At 74.0% G+C, this 5,152-nt stretch carries 7 protein-coding genes; 4 read left to right on the top strand and 3 right to left on the bottom strand.

Features of this window, described 5'->3' with window-relative positions:
• Positions 1-98 precede the first annotated feature (98 nt).
• Complete coding sequence (locus ABD323_RS29620; RefSeq protein ID WP_344445082.1) at positions 99-635, top strand: dihydrofolate reductase family protein; 537 nt, start codon at positions 99-101, stop codon at positions 633-635.
• Positions 636-696: 61 nt separating this feature from the next.
• Here the strand turns inward: ABD323_RS29620 and ABD323_RS29615 are convergent, their stop codons facing one another.
• The gene (locus ABD323_RS29615) at positions 697-1,008 is read right to left on the bottom strand and encodes a hypothetical protein (RefSeq protein ID WP_344445081.1); all 312 of its coding nucleotides are present in this window, start codon (positions 1,006-1,008) and stop codon (positions 697-699) included.
• A 137-nt stretch (positions 1,009-1,145) separates the two neighbouring features.
• On the opposite strand from ABD323_RS29615, the gene ABD323_RS29610 reads away from it, so the two are divergent.
• Complete coding sequence (locus ABD323_RS29610) at positions 1,146-1,763, top strand: TetR/AcrR family transcriptional regulator (RefSeq protein WP_344445080.1); 618 nt, start codon at positions 1,146-1,148, stop codon at positions 1,761-1,763.
• 146 nt (positions 1,764-1,909) lie between these two features.
• Positions 1,910-2,452 carry a DUF4188 domain-containing protein gene (locus ABD323_RS29605; protein ID WP_344445079.1) on the top strand — a complete coding sequence of 181 codons (543 nt, stop codon included), beginning with the start codon at positions 1,910-1,912 and terminating at the stop codon, positions 2,450-2,452.
• Positions 2,453-2,484: 32 nt separating this feature from the next.
• Here ABD323_RS29605 and ABD323_RS29600 read toward each other — a convergent pair whose 3' ends face one another.
• Positions 2,485-2,955, bottom strand: coding sequence for an SsgA family sporulation/cell division regulator (locus ABD323_RS29600; protein WP_344445078.1), 471 nt, complete (start codon positions 2,953-2,955; stop codon positions 2,485-2,487).
• 569 nt (positions 2,956-3,524) lie between these two features.
• Positions 3,525-4,040 carry a signal peptide protein gene (locus ABD323_RS29595; protein ID WP_344445077.1) on the bottom strand — a complete coding sequence of 172 codons (516 nt, stop codon included), beginning with the start codon at positions 4,038-4,040 and terminating at the stop codon, positions 3,525-3,527.
• A 413-nt stretch (positions 4,041-4,453) separates the two neighbouring features.
• Between ABD323_RS29595 and ABD323_RS29590 the strand changes: the two genes are divergently transcribed.
• Positions 4,454-4,993: a universal stress protein gene (locus ABD323_RS29590; RefSeq protein WP_344445076.1), complete on the top strand. Its 540-nt coding sequence runs from the start codon at positions 4,454-4,456 to the stop codon at positions 4,991-4,993.
• The last annotated feature ends 159 nt before the right edge of the window (positions 4,994-5,152 follow it).

Here is a 5,152-nt window from a genome sequence, read left to right as displayed (position 1 = left end):
CCCGCCCCCCCCCCGCCCCCCCCCCCCCCCGGCGGCGACAGGTACCGGCGGCTCGGCCGGTGGACCAGTAGCATCGGAGACCGAGCGGAGGTGTGGGCGTGCGAAAGATCGTCGTGTACGAGCTGGTGTCCCTCGACGGGGTGGCCGAGGCCCCGGACGGCTTCATCGTCGACTGGGACGACGTGATGGACGCCAACCTCGCGTCCGTGATCGCGACCCAGGACGCGGTCGTCCTGGGCCGCCGCAGCTACGCCGAGTGGGCGCGGTTCTGGCCGAGCAGCCCGATCGAGCCGTTCGCGACGTTCATCAACGGGGTCACGAAGTACGTCGCGACGTCGACACCCCTGGACCAGGACTGGGCCAACGCCACGGCGATCGAGGGCGGGCTGGTCGACTTCGTCCGGGAGCTCCGGCAGCAGAGCGGGGGCGACGTCGGCGTCCACGCGAGCATCTCGGTCGCGCAGGCGCTGCTCGCCGCCGGTGTCGTGGACGAACTCAGGCTCGTGATGGCACCGAGGATCGCCGGCCACGGGCGACGACTCCTCGAGGGCCTGCCGTCGATCCGGCTCGAGACGATCCGCAGCGAGGTCTCACCGAGCGGCACGCTGCTCATCGACTACCGCGTCCTTCCGTAGGGCTCGTCGGAGCGCGCCTGACGGGGTGGGCGAGCGGATCGGGGCGGATCGGGCCGCCCGGTCAGGGAGCGGACAGGTACAGCTTGAACGGCGAACCGTTGGAGCTGGGCGTCCAGCCGCTCGACCGCGCGGCCCGGATGCCCGCGGCCACTTCGCGCGGCAGGATGACCTCGGCCGGCAGCACGGTCGGTGCCGGTACGGTGGGCCGGCCGGTCTCCACGACGAGCGTCGTGCCGGGACGGGTCGCGTGCTGCACCCGGTAGCCCAAGGTGTTGACGTCCTGGTCGCAGCACCAGTGCCTCCTGCTCACGCGCCAGCGGTACTCGACGCCGTCGACGACGATGCGGCGGGAACCCTTCTTCGCCAGTGCCACGCTTCCCCTGCCTTTCGCTCGTCGCGCTTCGACCGCTCGTCTCCGTCCGTCGACAGTCTCCCCCACGGCGCGCGCGGGTGACCGGGTTCGGCGCACGGCTTCGGCGCCCTCACCCGCCTGTGGTAGCACTTGCTGGCATGACGGAGAGGCATGCCGAGCGCGGCAGTTATCACCACGGTGCCCTGCCCGAGGCGCTGGTCGAGGCGGCACTCGCGCTGCTGGACGAGGAGGGACCGGGCCGGGTCACCATGCGGGAGGTGGCGCGGCGGGCGGGGGTCTCGGCGGGGGCGCCGTTTCGGCACTTCGCGGATCGGCAGGCGCTGCTGACGGAGGTGGCGGCCCGGGTGCTGGCCGACTTCGAGCGGTGGCAGCTGGCCCAGATCGAGGCGAGCGAGGGGACGGCGATGCGGGCGATCGGCCTGGGGTTCGTCCGGTACGCGATCCACCATCCGCACCGGTTCGAGCTGGTCCGCTCACGGGTGTTCACGGCCTCCCGGCAGCCCGAGTTGCAGGAGCGGCTGTCGGGGATCGACGAGGCGTTCACCGGGTTCATCGTCGCGGACCAGCAGGCGGGCCAACTGCGGCCCGGGGACCCGGCGCTGGTGGGGCTGGCCGGTCAGGCGCTGGTGTACGGCCTGGCGCAGATGATCATCGACGGGTACCTGCCGCTGGACAGGGCGGAGGAGCTGACCGCGCAGGTCCTGGACACCTTCGGCCAGGGGATCGCCAACCGCCCTGACCCTGACCGCCCCTGACACCAACGGTGGCCCGGCGGCAGCGGGCTTTGGCGGCAACGGGCCTCGGTGGCAACGGATTTGGGCGTGCACGGAGTCTTGACCGGGGTGTCCGGCGCTGATGTAATCACCGCTTACATAGGGGGCAGGCAGAGCTGGAGGCAGACGTGTCCGCCAAACCGACACCGGGATTCACCACCGCGGCCGCCACGGGGGACACCGTGGTGCTGCTGATCGGGATGCGCATCAACCGCTTCTGGGCCGTCCACCACTGGGTGCCGGTGATGGCGGCCATGTTCCGGATGCTCCACGACCTGGCCAAGGAGCCGGCCCGGGGGCTGCGCGGGCGCACCCTGCTGACCGCGTCGCCGCGCACCTACTGCGTCGTCCAGTACTGGGAGTCCAAGGAGAAGCTGTACGGCTACGCCGCCGCGCCGGACGCCTTCCACCACAAGGTGTGGGGGATCGCCAACCGCAAGATCGCCGCCGGGAAGCTGCGCCAGAACGTGGGGCTCTGGCACGAGACGTACATCGTTCCGGAAGGGTCGTACGAGGCGATCTACTTCGACATGCCGCCCGCCGGGCTGGCGGCGGCCACCGGCTCGCTGCCGTTGGAGAGCCGCGGGCGCCGCGCGGCGGACCGGCTCGCCCATCGGTCGCGGAAGGCGGACGGCGAGAAGGAGGGCGTGGAGGAGGGCGTGGAGGCGTGATCCGGTGGGGCAGAGGGGGCAGGGGGTAGGGGTCAGGAGCCCGGCTCGGGAGGCTCGTCGCCCCGCAGCCAGCCGGGCAGCCCGTCCAGGTCCAGGTGCGCGTCCTCCGAGCCGAACGGGACGACGCGCTCGGTGCCGGCCAGGAAGGTCCTGACCTGCCGGGCCGGTGCCCGCAGCACGGTCGCGGAGTCCGCGCCGTGCAGGGTGATGTCGACCGTCTGCGGGCTCCCGTCCGCTCCCGGGCGGATGGACACGTCGCCCGGACCCGCGCCCTCGGTCAGGCCCGTCGCCAGGAGCTCGCGGGCGAACACCCAGGTGATCGGCGCGTCCAGGGCGACGTGGAGGTCCAGGTACACCGCGTACGGCTCCGCCGGGTGGTACCGCAGGCACGCGCGCACGGGGATGCCGAGGCCGGGCCCGAGGACCAGCTGCAACTCCAGTGGCAGAGCGACGTCCCCGGCGCCGCGCTGCGGGGGGACGCGCGGGGTCGGCCGGTCCGTCATGCGTGCTCCGTGATGCGCTGCTGGGTGCTGTCGCCGCCGCGGCCGGACGGAAGGTGGCCCCCGGTCGCCCTGGCCTGGCCGGTGGTGGCGCCGGGGCGGTGGTGGTGGGAGGGCGCGGGCGGTGCCGTCAGGTGACGCCACTCCTCGTCGCTCCAGCCGGGCACCGTTCGTCCGGCGCGGGCCCACTGCAGGGCGAGGTGGGCGAAGATCGGAGCCTCATGACGAAACGTTTCGTCAAGGGGGCCGCAGCATTCTGGGGTGTCGGAATACATGCCGGGGACAACGACTGAACCTGCCTCAGGCAACACCGCGGGCGGGCGCCGCGCTCCCGGCCGCGGGCCCGCCGGTGAGCCGCCCACCCTCGCCCGGCGACCCCGTGGGTCCGACCGTAGGGACTGCTCCGTCCTCGAACCAGACCTCGGGGCGCCGCCGCCGGCCCCCGTGCCGGCGCGACGCATTCAGCCGAACGGGTGAACCCGGGTCGACCGTGTGACCACCTGGTCGAAAGCCTGGCCCGCCTCGCCTGGAGGTGCCGACCAGCCACCTGGAGGCGACCCGCCCCTTCGCGATCACCCGTACAGCGCCACCCGCGGGGCGATGGTGCCCTGGGCCGGCCTGAGCACGGTGAGGCGGTAGTGCTCGGTGAGGGTGTGACCGCTGTGCAGCACGAGCCTCGCCGGGATCAGGTCGGTGTACAGGGTGCCGGTCTGCACGCCCAGCGGCAGGGGCAGCCAGTGGCCGTCGGCGGTCTCCACCTGGAGGCTGACGGCGGCCGGGTCGAGGGACGGGCCCGTGACCGGGGACTCGATGAGGATCTGCGGGGCGATGAGCTGGTCACCGGGCGAGTCGTTGCGGTACTGGAAGGAGATCTCGTGCGGCGCGCGGTCGGTCGGCAGGGCGGTGGTCGGCAGGTCGACGAAGGCGGTCGGCGCGACGCCCGGCGAGGCGGACACGGTGGCGGGCGCGGTGGCGGGCGTGGTGGCGGCTTCCGCCGGCACCGGCCCCGCCAGGGTGAGGGCCGTCAGGGCGCCGAGGGCGGCGACGGCGGCGGTCAGGGCGGGGCGACGGATCTTCCCGGTGGGCATGGTGCGACTCCTTCGGTCATCGGCGGCGCTGTGCCGTGCGCCGGCAGGAGCTGCCCGGGCCGGGACACGTGCCTGGTGACCGAGTGCTGCCAGTGGCGCACAACCCGTGGCTGTCCGGGCGGGCTGTACCCATCCACGGTGCGCGTCGGCGGGTCGCGGCGCATCCGCCGGGCCGCAGGGCCGCTGCTCCCGCGAGTCGTCCACCCCCGCGGCCCGGCGCGGGGGCGGTGGCGGTAGGGGTGCGACCGGCCCGACAGTCGCCCCGCACGGGCCGTGCCGTCAAGATCGTGTCGAGATCGCCGTGCCGTCCGTCAGGAGCGCGTCAGGAGCGACCGCGCTCCGCCGCCGGTGGGCTTGGCTGGGAGCCAGTGCCCGGCAGGGAGCCGGGCGGACGAGGAACGGACAGGTCAGCCATGGACGAGGCTCTCCGCGAGGAGCGGGCGACGCGACGGATCGTCGTCGGAGTCGGCGGATCGCTCGGCAGTCTGGCCGCCCTGCACATGGCCGTCGACGAGGCCCGCCGCACCAGCTCCGAGGTCCTGGCCGTCCTCGCCTGGCTGCCGCAGGGCGGCGAGCACGGCTACCGCCTGGCGCCCTGCCCGCCCCTGCTGGCCAGTTGGCGGGAGTCGGCCGTGGCACGGTTGCGCGAGGCCCTCGACGAGGCCTTCGGCGGTGCGCCCGCCGGTGTGCGGCTCTCCGCCGTGGTGGTGCGCGGTGACACCGGGCCCGCCCTGGTGCGGCTCGCGGACCGGGCGGACGACCTGCTGGTGGTCGGGGCCGGCAGCGGCGGCGTGCTGCGCCGGGTGCTGCGACCGTCCGTCACCAGGCACTGCGTGGAGCATGCCCGCTGCCCGGTCGTCGCGGTGCCCAGGCCCACCCTCCAGAGGGAGTTGGAGGCGCTTCACCGGCGCAACAGCTGGCACCTGCGCACGGCCATGACCCCGAGTCACTGAGCGGCCCGGGCCACTGACCGGCCCGAGCTGTCGGCCGGCGAGCGGCCGGCTTCGGGCACCCCGTCCGCGAGCGGCCGGGGTGCCTTTCGCCGTTTCCCGCTCCATCAGAGGCTGCGGGCGGTGATGTCGCCGTGCGGGGTGGTGGCGCGGATGGTGAGG

The organism is Kitasatospora nipponensis (genome assembly GCF_039528135.1).
GTDB lineage: Bacteria > Actinomycetota > Actinomycetes > Streptomycetales > Streptomycetaceae > Kitasatospora > Kitasatospora nipponensis.
This window is presented reverse-complemented; position numbering and strand designations above follow the sequence as displayed.